The organism is Salinivibrio sp. ML198 (assembly GCF_001996015.1).
In the GTDB taxonomy this organism is placed as follows: Bacteria; Pseudomonadota; Gammaproteobacteria; order Enterobacterales; family Vibrionaceae; genus Salinivibrio; species Salinivibrio siamensis.
Genome location: NZ_MUEZ01000002.1, coordinates 1 through 12,383 on the forward strand (window position 1 = coordinate 1; position 12,383 = coordinate 12,383).

Below are 12,383 nucleotides of genomic sequence, written 5' to 3' on the forward strand. Positions count from 1 at the left end.
GGAGAATGACTTTTCCGTGGTCATCCACCGCGTGAAGAGAAAAGTGGTGCTTGGCGAGATCAACGCCACAAAAGAATTGAGTAGACATGGTTACCTCCGTTATTAAAGGCCGCACCTAAGTGTGGCAGATCTTCAAGAGGGGGAATCCATGTCATTCGTTAGTTGTCTATATAAATTTCACCTCATAGGATTAAGATGTCAGAGAAAAACGATAATATAAATGATTTCCTAGATTATTATTTTGGGTTTGAACATGCTCCAGAGTATGCGGTTATGATTAAAGGCGCATGGGGATCTGGTAAGTCGTGGTTTGTAAAAAAGGCGCTTGAGCGTCTAGAACAAAATTCAGGTAAATATTTGTATGTAAGTCTTTACGGTATGGTTTGCTTTGAAGATATTGAAAATTCATTCTTTGAGCAAATGCATCCAGTACTTTCTTCAAAAGGCATGAAGCTGACGTCAAAAATTGCTAAAGGGCTATTAAAGTCAACAATAAAATTAGATTTAGATGATGATGGGAAGAGTGAAACAACAGCTAAAATTCCTACTGAAGAGCTAAAGCTACCGGATTATCTAAAAGATACAGATAGCTTTGTACTTGTCTTTGATGACTTAGAACGATGTTCCATGAATATTGGTGATATTTTAGGTTATATAAATCAGTTTGTTGAACATCAAGGTTATAAAGTACTAATAATTTCAAATGAGGATGAAATACTTGATAAGTCTGATGATAATAAATGCTACTCAAGAGCAAAAGAAAAACTAATTGGAAAAACTTTCGAGCTGGTTCCAAATACCAGTTTAGCACTTGAATCATTTATAAAGTCCGCTTCTTCAGAGTCTTTAAAAGGGTTCTATGAATATAATTTAAATAATATAATTTCAGTTTGTTCAAGTTCGCAATGCAAGAATCTAAGGCACTTAAAGCAGGCTCTATGGGACTTTGAACGTTTTTACAATGCGTTGCCACGTTCCACATTTGATAAAGTTGAGTTGAAAGCAGAACTTCTTAATGTTTTCTTATGCTTCGCATTTGAAACGAGAAGTGCGAATTACTCAATTCAAACCATCTCACGAGTAAAAGATAGTATCTACGAAGATATGTACGATAAGGATGAGGATAAGCCAAAATCACTATATTCAGTGTTGTCATCACAGTACCCGATGATCAATTTTAGCGACTCCTTGGTAGAAGAGTCTGTATGGGTTGATTTCTTTGATAAAGGTATAATTGATGAAGAGAAAATCAAAGAATCAATTGAGCGTAATAAATACTATCAAGATATGAACACTGAAAACTGGGTTAAGTTGTGGCATTACCACGATCTTTCAGATTCAGAGTTTGAGCAGCTTTTTGAAGCTGTGAATCAGGAAGTCAAAGAGCATAAATATACAGATCATCAAGTAGTTAAACATTTGGCGGGTTTGTTCATTAGATTGTCGGGTATAGCGTTAATTCCTATCGACAAAACAAAGGCTTTAAGCACTTTTAAAAGCTATGTGGACTATCTTTTTGATAATGATTATCTTCCATCTGAATTAAATGACCATAGGTTTGACTTTGACACTGATAGTTGGGGTGGTTTAGGGTTTGCAGGAAGAGGCATTAAGGAGTTTGAACAATTTGAAGAATACCTTAATCAGAAAATAGAGCAATATAAAGTAGAGTGTATGCCTAATATTGCTGGCGACTTGCTTGAGCTAATGAAACACGATGTAGGCTTGTTTACTCTAAAATTGATACTATGTAATAGAGAAGAGAATATATATTACAAAACTCCAATTTTGAAAGATATTGATTCTAATAAATTCGTTGAAGTACTACTTTCTCTTCCTGGTGAAAAGTTTAGACGAGTCGGGTATATGTTTAAAGAGCGCTACTCGGTTAAACAATTTCATGTACACCTTATCAATGAATTGGAGTGGCTAAAAGAGGTCGAATCATTATTGGAACAGCATCGGATCGAATCAAAGGGCAAGCTAAGTGGCTACAGAATAAGTCTTTTATTAGATAGCTACATAAGGCCTGCCATTAAGTCTCTCGAGACAGACAACTAACAAACGCTTCAAGGCGGATTCTGGACTTGATCCGTTTTACTGGCCACGAATATCACTGTTTAGTTAGTGAGCATTTTCTTAATGCTAACTGAATTTTTCAAAAAATAAACTATATGTCAAAAGTCACTCTAGAAGGCTTTATTCTCGTGCCAAGCTCTGATCTTCAGGCTGTGACGCGAGAGCTTGTTAATCATAAAAAGTTGACGTTGGAAGAGCCGGGTTGCTTGGTCTTTAAGGTTCAGCAACATTCGGAGAATCCGCTGCGGTTTGATGTTTATGAAGAGTTTGTCGATCGCTCAGCTTTTGATAAGCACCAAGAGAGAGTTAAATCATCCTATTGGGGAGCAGTTACGAAAAATGTCACGCGTCACTATCAGATCATCGAGTAAAGCCTAGGTGTATATTATCGTTATGCAGCGCATATGGTCGTTAGAGTTTGAGAATACCCCATGCACCTGACTTTCCGTCCCATCAATCTTGAAACCGATTCTGCTTACTGCGTGGCTGCACGTCGGGACGCTTTTGTCTGTAGCTTTGGCTCCGATGAGGGGTTTGAAGACTTTCTAACTGGCTATTATGAACGGGTGAGTGAACGCATGAATCAGCCCGAGTGGTTTTATCGGCATATTTTTGTCGATGGAGAATGGGCTGGGCAGCTTGAATTTCGCAGCACGTCGCCGGAGCCTGAGACGGGTTATGTGCATCTCATCTACCTTGCACCTGCTTTTCGTGGTCGAGGGCTGGCCCCTTTACTGCAGCGCTATATCGAAGCCACCTTAACAAACGCGGGGTGTCGGCGAGCAATGCTTTCTGTGAGCCGTGACAACCATCGTGCGTTAACCTTTTATCGCCAGCACGGCTGGGAATTTGTTCGCGCCAACCCCAAACATGCGAAGACCGATTTTTATCAGTGTTGGTTGCCAGCGTAGATACTTATTCGCGCCAATATGCGATTATGGCGCGATAGAAGGTTTCAGTAGGCGAGTGGTTTATGACTCTGATATGCCAGTCAAAAAGGCTCAATGTGCGACAGTTTACACTCGACGATGCGCCATTTATTGTTGAGCTGCTTAATGAGGCGTCGTTTATACGCTATATCGCAGATAAAAAGGTGCGTACTGAGCAAGATGCGATCGAGTATCTCCATCACGAGCCGCTCGCGAGTTATCAAGCACATGGCTTCGGTTTAAATCTGGTGGAACGGCGGGAAGATGGTGAGCCCATCGGTATGTGCGGTGTGCTTAAGCGCGATGAGTTGGCATATCCAGATTTAGGCTACGCGTTTTTATCGCGTTATACCGGGCAAGGGTACGCCACAGAAGCCGCCGAGGCGGTGCTTGAAGCAACCCTGTTAGCGACCGGATTGAGTACTGTTCAGGCCGTTACCTTACCGGACAATCAACCCTCAAACCGCTTGCTTGAAAAGCTAGGGTTTCGGCTACAAAGCCAAATCATGCTTTATGGGCATCGCAACAATCTGTATCAATATACCCGCGTCTGAGCGCCATGAGATGTTACTGAGCACTGTCACCCTGAACGGTGACGCGGTGCAATCGTCTGGGCGCGTCGCCATAATCGGTTACCGCGTAGTGCTGGGTGGCGCGATTATCCCAGATTGCCACCGAGTGTTTTTGCCAGCGAAAGCGAACGTGATATTTTGATTGGCGTGCTTGACTAAACAGTGTCGCGAGCCGTTGTTGGCTAGCCGCCACTGGCCAATCGGCAATCGCGCGAGTAAATTGCTCGTTAATAAATAGCACCTCTTGGCCGGTTTCAGGGTGGGTTTGCACCATGGCACGGCGAATGGGCGGGTAGTCTTGAGCGCGTTTCGAGACAACACTCTGGCCGTCGGCGTCTTGATGATCGTAACGGCTGCCTTCAAAGGCGTGTAGCGCGTGAATGGTGTTGAGCTGGCGTAGCTCGGCTTTTTCTTCGTCGGTTAGATTGGCCCATACTGCTGCCATGTCACACCAAATCGTATCCCCGCCATGTTCTGGTACATATTGCGCGTGTAAAATCGAGCACTTGGGCGGCACCGCTTGCCATGTCATGTCGGTGTGCCAATAGCTTTGGCTGGGTGGATTGCCGCGGCTGGTTTCAATTACGACCACTTGGTCGTTGTCGGACAGATGTGGGAAAAACGGGTGAGGTGGCTCAAGCTCGCCGAAGCGTTTTGCCAGTGCGACATGGTTGTCGGTCGAGAGAGGCTGCTCGCGAAAGAAAAGCACTTTGTAGCGTAAAAATGCTTGGTACAGCGCCGCAAACTCAGCCTCGGAAAGCTGGGATAGGTCGATATTATCGACTTGCGCCCCGAACGTATCGCCTAAAGGGGTTATCTTCATTTGAACCATACCTTACCGCCAATGAATTTATAGGCTGGTGTGCCTCGCACCAGGGTGTCACGCGCAAAGGGCTGCTCGCACTGAGGGCAGTGACACGGCGTGGTGGTGGCATCTTCAACAATCCTTTCTTTAAAGCACTTAACCAATGCACCTTTGCCGCCTTTGCGGTATTTAAACAGTGGCGCATTACAGCGTTTACAGAAAATATCGATGGTTTTGGTGGGGCCTTTTTTATTCGGTTTTGCCATTTTTACTGCTCGAGCGTCATTACATGCCGAAAACTTGATAGTGACGAGTCGGGCGTAGGCTGTCAATCAGCTATCGTTTCATGACGCTTTACGTTATTAACGCAATGCGTTACTACTGAAGGATGATTCGATCGTTTAAGTGCAAAGATGTCGAAATCGTTGATTATCACTAGGAGGTCGCTCATGCGTACTGTAGAAGCTGTCACACCGGGCGAGTTGCTAAAAGAGGAATTCCTGACTCCCATGGGGATTTCGCAATATCGTTTGGCTAAAGAAATCGGAGTGCCCGCACAGCGTATTGGTCAAATTATTGCTGGTAAACGGGCTATAACGGCTGATACAGACCTGCGTTTATGCCGTTTTTTTGGATTATCGAAGGGCTATTGGCTGCGTGCTCAAATCGCCTATGATACTGAAATTACTGAACATGAGCTCGAAGATCAGCTGAATAGTATTCGCCCATGGACAGAAGTCTCGACCATAAACAAAAGCCAGCACGTATGATCGTGTTGGCTATCGTTCCCGCCCCATAGCCGATGTAAGTGCAAGGGGGCTTTTTGCTTAGTTCGCGATTTTCACGCGGATTTTGCTTTTCGCAACACTGGTGAGGTTTAAGGCGGCCATTGCGGCTTTGGCTTGTGTCTCGTCAGGCATGGTCACAAAAGCAAAGCCTTTGGATTCGCCAGTCTCTTGGTCCAGCACCAGAGTGCATTCGGTGACATCGCCGTGTTCAGAAAACAGCTGACGGAGTTCATGTTCCGTGGTGGTGCGTGCAAGGTTGCGAGCTAAAAGTTTCATTGTTGTCCGTTCATATCGAGGTAACAACGCCGATTGTGTCAGTAAAGGGGGCCACGACCAAGCAATAGTTTGCCTTTGTTGCCGATGCGTCTTGCGCGGGCGCCGTTTTCCGGACGGTTATGCGTCACTTTCTCCTAAGTCGTGATTAATCATATCCAGCAGCGCAATCAGGTGCTGGGCTTGCTCATCATCAATGCTGGGAAACTTGCAGCGGATTTTCTCAGGGATAGCAGCGGCTTGGTGCTGCAGCTCAATGCCTTTGCCCGTGAGGGTGACCCATCGCTTTCGCTTATCGTCTTGGTCTTTCACGATGGTGAGCAAGCCTTTATCGCTCATCTTTTTCAAAATCTGCGTCATCGCACCACCATCGATCCCCGTTTTCTCGACTAACGTGGCGATCGATAGTTGATTTTCTTCCCACAGCGCCATCATCACCACATATTGCGGATAGGTGAGATCAAGCTCGCTCAACCAGGTACGGTAGGCGCGCGAAATCCCATTAGAGGCTTTATACAAGCGGTGGCAAATTTGGCTATTGAGCTGTAATTGGGGATAGGTCATGGCTTGTCATTGTCTGTGTGTCTAATGAGTATTTTATTTTGTACGCAAAATATTTGCAATGCTGGGTCATGCGATCTAGTATTTTGCATGCAAAATAAATAAACCTGATGCAAGCGGCTTCACCGCACCTGCTGGGTGCGAAGCAGTGAGCCGCAAGCGGACTGGAACACAGGAGAGTGAAATGAAAGAGCTACAAAGTGTTGCCTATACAGCAAAAGCGACCGCTACGGGAGGCCGAGAAGGGTCTGCAAAATCCGATGATGGGCGTTTAGATGTTGCGCTTTCAACCCCCAAAGGGCTTGGCGGGAACGATGGTGAAGGCACCAACCCTGAGCAGCTTTTTGCTGCCGGCTATGCGGCCTGTTTTATTGGCGCGCTTCGTCTAGTGGCGGGTAAAGCAGGCGTCACCTTGCCGGAAGACACGCATATCAACTCAGAAGTGTCGATTGGTCCCATTGATGGCGGTTTTGGCATTGCGGTGAAATTGGCGGTATCGGTTGGCGATCTGGATAAAGAGACCGCGCAGTCACTGGTGGAACAAGCACACCAAGTATGCCCGTATTCCAATGCCACGCGTGACAATATTAAGGTTGAATTGTCAGTGATTTAACCTAACTGGCACGCTATGATAGGGAGCGCTGGGTAGCAGGGCTCCCTTTTTTATGCCCGCTTTTTATGGAAGCAGCGCGTTTTTCGGTGCTCCCTAACCTCGAGTGCTCAGCATTGACCGCAAAGGCTATTGACCACGAAGACTAACGCGCAAGCCCTATACCAATAACAAGGATGATGAAAGCTAACATGCCAGACGCCACCAGTAAGCTTACCGATATAAGTGTCGCCCCGCTAACTAATGAAGACACAGAGGGGGTTCGCCAGGTATCGTTACCTGACCAACAAGTAAAGTTTGCGGGGACTGCAGACGAATTTCTTGCCGAGGACAGTGAGACCATTCACCGCCATGTGATCAAGCGAGCGGGCAAGACGGTGGGCTTTTTTAAACTCGATACTGACTATGCGTCTCAGTATGACTTTTGCCCGCCAAAGGTGCTGGGTCTGCGCATGTTTGTGGTGGATGCGCGGTATCAAGGGCAGGGATTAGGTACCGGTGCGGTTAAAGCCTTGCTGGCGTATTTACCCGTTGCTTATGGTGATTTCAATTGGGTGTATCTGACCGTTAACTGTCGAAACCCGGCCGCTAAAGCCTGTTACCAAAAAGGTGGCTTTACCGATACAGGCGAGCTGTATTGGGGCGGTGCGGCTGGCCCTCAGCATATTATGTTTGCCGCACTGTAATTGCGCGCGGAGGCGAGCGGTTTAGTGACCAGGGATGACTGACTTAAAAGTAAGTGTGAAGGTCAGTCCATTCTGGGCATTAGGAGCGACGCTTATCTGTCCATTTATATCTCGCACGTTATTGGCGGTAATCGCGAGCCCCAAACCCAGTCCGTCGCCGATTTTTTTAGAAGTGACAAACGGCTCGAACATGGTCTCAAGAACGTCTTTTGAGGCACCGCAGCCGTTGTCACTGACTGTCAACTCGACTGTCCTTTCGGCAGGCGTGACCACAAACACCAAGGTCGGCGCCGCGGTATTTGCCATCGCATCGCACGCGTTAGACACCAAGTTCCCCAATATTTGTAATAGTCGTTGTCCTTCACCCTCAATCAGGGGCGTGTCGTGAGGCATCCGCACTCGCACATCAATGTCTGCCAACTGAGCTTGATACACACGCAAGGTCTCATTGAGGGCATCAGCCAGCGACACGGGATGGAGATGCTGTGGTTTGCTGTAGGCAAAGGTTTTTAATTGGCTGGTCATATTGGTCATACGATCAATCAGCTTTTGCACCAGCTGATTGTTGGCTTTAACTTTTTCTGTCTCGCCGCGCTCAGCAAGCAAGGTGTTGGTGGTGAGTAAGGTACGAAGGCCGGTAAGTGGCTGATTAAGCTCATGAGTAATGGCGCTCGACATTCTCCCTAAGGCGGCCATTTTGCTGGTTTCAATCAGTTGCGCTTGTGCTTGTTGCAGCGCTTGGGTGCGCTCTTCCACCCGTTCGGTAAGTGCTTGGTTCATCTGCTGCAGTGACTGTTCGGCTTTTTTACGTTTGCTAATGTCAATCAACGTCGCTAGGTAGTATTGCTCATCATGCCAAGGAAATCGGGTGAGCGAGAAAAGCGCTGGAAAGACGCTCCCGTCGCTGCGACGCGCCATGGTTTCAACCGCATTGAGCTCGGCCAGTTCATTGTGCTTATCGAGGTTTTTGAGCAAGGTGAGGGTGGTGGAATGGGGATTGCCGGTATCAAATAATTCCCAAGCAAAAATGCGGTGATGATTGTTTTCTGGCAAGCCAAATAACCGCTTGGCCATCGGGTTGAGATCAAACAGCGCTCCTTGCTGATCAATTAACAGTAACCCGACTTGTGTTTTATCGATCATTTGTTTAAGTCGGCGCTGCGACTCTTGCAATAAGCTTTGAATACGCTGCTGGTGACGGTGTTTTTGCCGGCGTTGTTGACCGATAATCAACAGCAGAATGACCACGAGCAGTGCGGCGGCCACTCCCCATGCGAACAGGCTTGCCGCGCCTTTGATAGGCTTGTAGGGCGTAAGGTAGCTCACTGACCACTTTAGATCGTCCAGTTTTACCGTGTGGCCAAGAAAGGAGGTGGCATTCAGCCGCCACTGACTGATGGCGGTACTGTCGTAGAGATAACGCGTTTCCCTGTTAACCGTCTGTGTCTTATCGTGTTCTGGCGTTTGTGTCGCGTTCAGCCGGGCTGCGTTCAGCTGGGCTGCATTCAGCTGGGCTGCATTCAGCTGGGCTGCATTCAGCTGGGCTGCATTCAGCTGGGCTGCATTCAGCCAGTCTGCGTTGTACTCGCTGCTACTTGAAAGGAAAAAGCGCTGTTGTCGATTTTGCAGCAGAATGATGTCTTGACTGGTAATGGGTTGTTCGGTGAGAAAACTCAGGTCAATCTGCACCACCACGATAGCGGCGATGTTAAGCCCCTCAAAAACCGGGGCGGATAAATAATAGAGTGGGCCATAGCCTTTGGTTTTATTTACCAATGATACGCCTTCACCTTGGTGCAATACTTGCTCGACGATCGCCAACCGATCGGGGCGGCTAAAGCGTTCATCAATCAAACTCGACGCCAGCACATCGCCTGATGTGGAGAGCAGTGTCCAGCCTTCGGTATTGGCTGCTTTGTCGAGCTGTGTGAGTTTTGCTTGGAAGGCGGCGGGGTCATGCTGCTCGCCCTTTACAATCGCCAGTGTGTCAGGATGGTTGGTCAGCAAATAAGGCAGATGATAGAAGCGTCTTAATGCACGGCGGACCTCACCGATGTAGTCCAAAAGCTTGTTCTGCACCTCAGTATGATGTTGTACGCTTAACCACTGATAAGCCGCTTCACGGCTGATGCCATATGAGAAAATCACCAGTATGCCGACGAATACTAATCGAGCCCATGTCGTCTTGATGCTGGTTTCTTGGTGGCTGTGGTGATCCTGATGCATAACACACTCTCATTCTTATTCTGTTTTAGACTGCGGTGCGCCGAAAAAATGTTAAAGCAGTGTGATGAGAAAGTGAGAGCTAGCTCCTTTTCTGATCGGTGGCTTTTGCTACCGTAATGAAAAACGTATCACGGATGAACCCTCATGATTGCTGAAACACCCCCACGCATTGCCTTGATTGAAGATGACGATATTGTTCGCCAGACCACCTGCCAGTGGCTAGAGCTGGCAGGGTTTGAGGTGGCAGCATTTAGTCATGGGAAAGCCGGGTTGGATGCCGTGCTACAGCACCCGTTTGATGCGGTGGTCAGCGACGTCAAACTCCCTGATGTTGATGGATTATCGATCCTGAGTGAGCTTGAGCAGCACCAGGTGGCCACGCCTGTGTTGTTTATTACCGGACACGGTGATGTTGATATGGCCGTGGGGGCGTTGCAAAACGGGGCGTTTGATTTTATCGAAAAACCTTTTGAGCCCGAGCGTTTGTCTCAGCGTGTTACCGAGGCGGTTGATACTTATCGCCAGCAAGCATCGACGCAAGAGCGGCAAGCGTATTTAGCGCGTATCAGCGGGTTAGAAAAGGTATTGATTGGGCAAAGTCGTGTGATGCAACAGTTACGTGAGCAAGTGGCAAAACTGGCACGCATTGACACGAATGTGATCATTTATGGGGAAACAGGCTGTGGCAAAGAGCTGGTGGTGACCAGCTTGCATAATGAGAGTGTACGTCGTGGACAACGCTTGGTGCCGATTAACTGCGGTGCGATCCCAGAAAACTTATTTGAAAGTGAGCTGTTTGGCCATGAAGCGGGCGCGTTTACCGGTGCCAATCAGCGTCGGATTGGTAAGCTCGAATACGCGCACAAAGGCACCTTGTTTTTCGATGAAGTAGAGAGCATGCCGATGAGCATGCAAGTAAAGGTTTTACGTGTGCTTCAGGAGCAAAGGGTTGAGCGAGTGGGAGGAAATCAGTCAATAGCGATCGACACGCGGGTGATTGCGGCAGCGAAAGAAGATCTCAGTGGTCATGAAACCTTTCGGCAAGATTTGTACTACCGCTTAAACGTGGCACAAATTCATATTCCGCCCTTGAGAGAGCGTGACGATGATGCGTTAATCTTGTTTGAACACTTTACCCGTCAGACCAATCCGGAGACACGCTTGGCCAGTGAGGCTGATCGGCACGCCATTTTGTCTTATTCATGGCCGGGTAATATTCGCGAGCTGCGTAACGTAGCAGTGCGGTTTGCCTTGGATGACAGTATTTCAGTGATGGAAATCTTATCGAATCGTCCCTCATCGACCATGGAAACCATCCAGTCGGATGTCCCGCTTCTAATCCAACTGCATAACTTTGAGCGCAAGGTATTGCATGAGTGCTTGGTCGCCCATCGAGGGCGAATTCATGAAGTGATGGTAGCACTCGATTTGCCTCGCCGTACCTTAAACCAAAAAATGAAAAAGTTTGGCTTACACCGTGCTGACTATACCTAAGTGAATCGGCAAAAAATTGCTTAAGGCGAAACGCGCCGCGTTTAAGCGTTGATCACACTTTGGTTACATTTTGTGATGACTGACTGCCTAGTGAGGCGCTATCATCAGCAAGATTTTGCTTATTGACCCAGCCATAAATGAGAAAAATCTTGCTGATTATCCATGGCCTCTTCTTATATTTCCTTTTATAACAGGGGTATAAGATTTGGCACTCCCTTTGCTATCTATGCTTTGCTGTTAAATAATTTTGTAATTTATGTAAACCAATAATACAGCCCTACATGGAGAGTAAAGATGAAGATCAATCAGCTATTTAAAGCACTGACGTTTGCCGCGGCCTCGTTTAGCCTCGCCTCGACCGCTGTCGCAGAAGACCGAAGCTATATCCTCGCAACGGCTTCAACCGGTGGCACCTACTATCCCGTTGGTGTCGCCTTGGCGACGCTGAGTAAGGTCAAGCTGGCGCCTAAGCACCATTTTTCGTTGTCGGCAATCAGCTCCGCTGGCTCCGGCGAGAATGTGAAGCTACTGAACGAAGATGAAGCGCAATTTGCGATCTTGCAGGGCTTATACGGCGCATGGGCCTGGTCCGGCGAGGGGCCATATGCTGAAAGTGGCCGCCAAGATCAACTGCGCTCTGTGTCTATGCTTTGGCAAAACGTTGAGCACTTTATTGTGCGCAGTGAGCTGGCAGAAACGGGCACCGTGAGTGATTTGAGTAACCTTGAAGGTGAAAAATTTTCGATTGGTAAGAAGAATTCAGGTACCGAAAACTCAGGTCGCCAGATTATGAAGGGACTCGGCGTGGATCCGGAATCCTTTAATTTGGCTTACATGGGTTATGGTGGCAGTGCCAGCGCACTACAAAATGGCACCATTGATGGCATGAATACCCCAGCGGGGGTGCCGGTTGGCGCAGTTACCCAAGCGTTCGCCGCACTGGGGAATGATATCTCTATCCTGTCTTTTACTGACGAGCAAATCAAAGCGGCTAACGGTAAATACAACCTTTGGACCAAGTACGAAATTCCTGCTAATACCTATCCTGAGCTGGATAAGCCGGTCACCACCATTGCTCAACCTAACTTCTTGGCCGTGCGTAAAGATCTTTCCGATGAGGATGTGTATCAGCTCACCAAGGCTATTTACGAGAACTTGTCTTTCCTTCAAGGCATTCATAAAGCCACCAAAGCGATGGCGATTGAAAAAGCGATCGCTGGTTTGCCTGTGCCGCTGCATCCAGGTGCAGCACGCTATTACCAAGAAGTGGGTATCGATATCCCGTCTGAACTGGTAATGGAATAAGGCGATAGCGCTCCGGGATAGCTCGGAGCGCCTATCGAGATCAAATACTGCATGG

At 47.6% G+C, this 12,383-nt stretch carries 14 protein-coding genes; 9 read left to right on the forward strand and 5 right to left on the reverse strand.

From position 1 onward, the window contains the following. Window positions 1-195: 195 nt before the first annotated feature. The 4 genes from BZG25_RS01380 (at window position 196) to BZG25_RS01395 (ending at window position 3,562) form a co-directional block, all read left to right on the forward strand. The gene (locus tag BZG25_RS01380; protein WP_077638424.1) at window positions 196-2,061 is read left to right on the forward strand and encodes a P-loop NTPase fold protein; all 1,866 of its coding nucleotides are present in this window, start codon (window positions 196-198) and stop codon (window positions 2,059-2,061) included. Window positions 2,062-2,174: 113 nt separating this feature from the next. Continuing rightward, on the forward strand, window positions 2,175-2,450 hold the full coding sequence (locus BZG25_RS01385) for a putative quinol monooxygenase (RefSeq protein WP_077638425.1): 276 nt from the start codon (window positions 2,175-2,177) through the stop codon (window positions 2,448-2,450). Between the two features lie 60 nt (window positions 2,451-2,510). Further along, window positions 2,511-2,990: a GNAT family N-acetyltransferase gene (locus BZG25_RS01390; RefSeq protein WP_077638426.1), complete on the forward strand. Its 480-nt coding sequence runs from the start codon at window positions 2,511-2,513 to the stop codon at window positions 2,988-2,990. Window positions 2,991-3,052: 62 nt separating this feature from the next. Further along, on the forward strand, window positions 3,053-3,562 hold the full coding sequence (locus BZG25_RS01395; protein ID WP_077638427.1) for a GNAT family N-acetyltransferase: 510 nt from the start codon (window positions 3,053-3,055) through the stop codon (window positions 3,560-3,562). 13 nt (window positions 3,563-3,575) lie between these two features. On the opposite strand, the gene BZG25_RS01400 is transcribed toward BZG25_RS01395, so the two are convergent. Together BZG25_RS01400 and BZG25_RS01405 are read right to left on the reverse strand one after the other, a co-directional pair. Next, complete coding sequence (locus tag BZG25_RS01400) at window positions 3,576-4,403, reverse strand: TauD/TfdA family dioxygenase (protein ID WP_077638428.1); 828 nt, start codon at window positions 4,401-4,403, stop codon at window positions 3,576-3,578. After that, window positions 4,400-4,651, reverse strand: a complete 252-nt coding sequence (locus BZG25_RS01405) for a hypothetical protein (RefSeq protein WP_025739952.1) — start codon at window positions 4,649-4,651, stop codon at window positions 4,400-4,402. The genes BZG25_RS01400 and BZG25_RS01405 overlap by 4 nt, the downstream gene beginning before the upstream one ends. A 183-nt stretch (window positions 4,652-4,834) precedes the next feature. On the opposite strand from BZG25_RS01405, the gene BZG25_RS01410 reads away from it, so the two are divergent. Continuing rightward, on the forward strand, window positions 4,835-5,155 hold the full coding sequence (locus BZG25_RS01410; protein WP_077606279.1) for a HigA family addiction module antitoxin: 321 nt from the start codon (window positions 4,835-4,837) through the stop codon (window positions 5,153-5,155). Window positions 5,156-5,212: 57 nt separating this feature from the next. Here BZG25_RS01410 and BZG25_RS01415 read toward each other — a convergent pair whose 3' ends face one another. Both BZG25_RS01415 and BZG25_RS01420 read right to left on the reverse strand, forming a co-directional pair. Then, a complete protein-coding gene (locus BZG25_RS01415; RefSeq protein WP_077638429.1) occupies window positions 5,213-5,449 on the reverse strand; it encodes an RNA recognition motif containing protein in 237 nt (78 codons plus the stop codon). 117 nt (window positions 5,450-5,566) lie between these two features. Further along, window positions 5,567-6,010 carry a MarR family winged helix-turn-helix transcriptional regulator gene (locus BZG25_RS01420; RefSeq protein WP_077638430.1) on the reverse strand — a complete coding sequence of 148 codons (444 nt, stop codon included), beginning with the start codon at window positions 6,008-6,010 and terminating at the stop codon, window positions 5,567-5,569. Window positions 6,011-6,191: 181 nt separating this feature from the next. Here BZG25_RS01420 and BZG25_RS01425 point away from each other — a divergent pair, with 181 nt between their 5' ends. Next, entirely contained in the window at window positions 6,192-6,620 is a 429-nt protein-coding gene (locus BZG25_RS01425) for an organic hydroperoxide resistance protein (RefSeq protein WP_077638431.1), read from the forward strand. 188 nt (window positions 6,621-6,808) lie between these two features. Beyond that, entirely contained in the window at window positions 6,809-7,303 is a 495-nt protein-coding gene (locus BZG25_RS01430; RefSeq protein WP_108744004.1) for a GNAT family N-acetyltransferase, read from the forward strand. Between the two features lie 21 nt (window positions 7,304-7,324). Here BZG25_RS01430 and BZG25_RS01435 read toward each other — a convergent pair whose 3' ends face one another. Beyond that, complete coding sequence (locus BZG25_RS01435) at window positions 7,325-9,529, reverse strand: sensor histidine kinase (RefSeq protein ID WP_077638433.1); 2,205 nt, start codon at window positions 9,527-9,529, stop codon at window positions 7,325-7,327. Window positions 9,530-9,673: 144 nt separating this feature from the next. Here BZG25_RS01435 and BZG25_RS01440 point away from each other — a divergent pair, with 144 nt between their 5' ends. Together BZG25_RS01440 and BZG25_RS01445 are read left to right on the forward strand one after the other, a co-directional pair. Continuing rightward, entirely contained in the window at window positions 9,674-11,023 is a 1,350-nt protein-coding gene (locus BZG25_RS01440) for a sigma-54 dependent transcriptional regulator (protein ID WP_077638434.1), read from the forward strand. Window positions 11,024-11,317: 294 nt separating this feature from the next. After that, complete coding sequence (locus BZG25_RS01445) at window positions 11,318-12,328, forward strand: TAXI family TRAP transporter solute-binding subunit (RefSeq protein ID WP_077606274.1); 1,011 nt, start codon at window positions 11,318-11,320, stop codon at window positions 12,326-12,328. The last annotated feature ends 55 nt before the right edge of the window (window positions 12,329-12,383 follow it).

What these genes read in the sequence shown, in the direction of transcription:
- BZG25_RS01380 (WP_077638424.1), top strand. Translation starts at nt 196, where the DNA reads ATGTCAGAGAAAAACGATAATATAAATGATTTCCTAGATTATTATTTT.
- BZG25_RS01385 (WP_077638425.1), top strand. Translation starts at nt 2,175, where the DNA reads ATGTCAAAAGTCACTCTAGAAGGCTTTATTCTCGTGCCAAGCTCTGAT.
- BZG25_RS01390 (WP_077638426.1), top strand. Translation starts at nt 2,511, where the DNA reads ATGCACCTGACTTTCCGTCCCATCAATCTTGAAACCGATTCTGCTTAC.
- BZG25_RS01395 (WP_077638427.1), top strand. Translation starts at nt 3,053, where the DNA reads ATGACTCTGATATGCCAGTCAAAAAGGCTCAATGTGCGACAGTTTACA.
- BZG25_RS01400 (WP_077638428.1), bottom strand. Translation starts at nt 4,403, where the DNA reads ATGAAGATAACCCCTTTAGGCGATACGTTCGGGGCGCAAGTCGATAAT.
- BZG25_RS01405 (WP_025739952.1), bottom strand. Translation starts at nt 4,651, where the DNA reads ATGGCAAAACCGAATAAAAAAGGCCCCACCAAAACCATCGATATTTTC.
- BZG25_RS01410 (WP_077606279.1), top strand. Translation starts at nt 4,835, where the DNA reads ATGCGTACTGTAGAAGCTGTCACACCGGGCGAGTTGCTAAAAGAGGAA.
- BZG25_RS01415 (WP_077638429.1), bottom strand. Translation starts at nt 5,449, where the DNA reads ATGAAACTTTTAGCTCGCAACCTTGCACGCACCACCACGGAACATGAA.
- BZG25_RS01420 (WP_077638430.1), bottom strand. Translation starts at nt 6,010, where the DNA reads ATGACCTATCCCCAATTACAGCTCAATAGCCAAATTTGCCACCGCTTG.
- BZG25_RS01425 (WP_077638431.1), top strand. Translation starts at nt 6,192, where the DNA reads ATGAAAGAGCTACAAAGTGTTGCCTATACAGCAAAAGCGACCGCTACG.
- BZG25_RS01430 (WP_108744004.1), top strand. Translation starts at nt 6,809, where the DNA reads ATGCCAGACGCCACCAGTAAGCTTACCGATATAAGTGTCGCCCCGCTA.
- BZG25_RS01435 (WP_077638433.1), bottom strand. Translation starts at nt 9,529, where the DNA reads ATGCATCAGGATCACCACAGCCACCAAGAAACCAGCATCAAGACGACA.
- BZG25_RS01440 (WP_077638434.1), top strand. Translation starts at nt 9,674, where the DNA reads ATGATTGCTGAAACACCCCCACGCATTGCCTTGATTGAAGATGACGAT.
- BZG25_RS01445 (WP_077606274.1), top strand. Translation starts at nt 11,318, where the DNA reads ATGAAGATCAATCAGCTATTTAAAGCACTGACGTTTGCCGCGGCCTCG.